The following is a 1,511-nucleotide window of genomic DNA, read 5'->3' on the forward strand; positions in this document are numbered from 1 at the left end:
GTTCGATTGGAATTTCTCCGCTACCCACACCTCATCCCCGCACTTTTCAACGTGCGTGGGTTCGGGCCTCCATCCAGTGTTACCTGGACTTCACCCTGGACATGGGTAGATCACCTGGTTTCGGGTCTACGACCACATACTCATTCGCCCTATTCAGACTCGCTTTCGCTGCGGCTCCGTCTGTTCAACTTAACCTCGCATGTAATCGTAACTCGCCGGTTCATTCTACAAAAGGCACGCCATTACCCTGACCCGAAGGTCATAGGGCTTTGACTACTTGTAGGCACACGGTTTCAGGATCTGTTTCACTCCCCTTCCGGGGTGCTTTTCACCTTTCCCTCACGGTACTGGTTCACTATCGGTCACTAGGGAGTATTTAGCCTTGGGAGATGGTCCTCCCTGCTTCCGACGGGATTTCTCGTGTCCCGCCGTACTCAGGATCCACTCTGGAGGGAACGAAGTTTCAACTACGGGGCTGTTACCCTCTATGGCCGGCCTTTCCATGCCTGTTCATTTACTCCGTTCCTTTGTAACTCCGTGTAGAGTGTCCTACAACCCCAGGAGGCAAGCCTCCTGGTTTGGGCTAATCCCGTTTCGCTCGCCGCTACTCAGGGAATCGCGTTTGCTTTCTCTTCCTCCGGGTACTTAGATGTTTCAGTTCCCCGGGTCTGCCTCCAATGCCCTATGTATTCAGGCAAGGGTTCCATCCCATTACGGATGGAGGGTTTCCCCATTCGGAAATCTCCGGATCAAAGCTTACTTACAGCTCCCCGAAGCATATCGGTGTTAGTACCGTCCTTCATCGGCTCCTAGTGCCAAGGCATCCACCGTGCGCCCTTTCTAACTTAACCTAAAAATAAGCGAAGCTTATTCTTGGTATCACTCTCAAATTGAGAGAAAACCTAAAATGGCGATTACTCGGTAATGTCTTCTTCATTACATTATCTAGTTTTCAAGGAACAAAATGAGATGAATAGGAATTCATCTTTGGTGGAGCCTAGCGGGATCGAACCGCTGACCTCCTGCGTGCAAAGCAGGCGCTCTCCCAGCTGAGCTAAGGCCCCGTTATGAAAGTTATATGGTGGGCCTAAATGGACTCGAACCATCGACCTCACGCTTATCAGGCGTGCGCTCTAACCAGCTGAGCTATAGGCCCATATAACATATGAGAGATTATACTCTCAAAACTGAACGAACAAAGACCGTCACGTCTTGTATATATTCCTTAGAAAGGAGGTGATCCAGCCGCACCTTCCGATACGGCTACCTTGTTACGACTTCACCCCAATCATCTGTCCCACCTTAGGCGGCTGGCTCCAAAAGGTTACCCCACCGACTTCGGGTGTTACAAACTCTCGTGGTGTGACGGGCGGTGTGTACAAGGCCCGGGAACGTATTCACCGCGGCATGCTGATCCGCGATTACTAGCGATTCCAGCTTCATGCAGGCGAGTTGCAGCCTGCAATCCGAACTGAGAATGGTTTTATGGGATTCGCTTAACCTCGCGGTCT

General features: G+C 51.3%; 2 tRNA genes and 2 rRNA genes. All 4 read right to left on the reverse strand.

Annotated features, from left to right (window positions below):
• Window positions 1-851 (reverse strand): 23S ribosomal RNA (locus LCM00_RS24485); the annotation flags it as partial.
• 137 nt (window positions 852-988) lie between these two features.
• Window positions 989-1,064: transfer RNA gene (locus LCM00_RS24490), tRNA-Ala, on the reverse strand.
• Window positions 1,065-1,079: 15 nt separating this feature from the next.
• A tRNA-Ile gene (locus LCM00_RS24495) sits at window positions 1,080-1,156 on the reverse strand.
• 73 nt (window positions 1,157-1,229) lie between these two features.
• A 16S ribosomal RNA gene (locus tag LCM00_RS24500) occupies window positions 1,230-1,511 on the reverse strand; the annotation flags it as partial.

Source organism: Bacillus infantis (genome assembly GCF_020171945.1).
Classification (GTDB): domain Bacteria; phylum Bacillota; class Bacilli; order Bacillales; family Cytobacillaceae; genus Bacillus_AB; species Bacillus_AB infantis_A.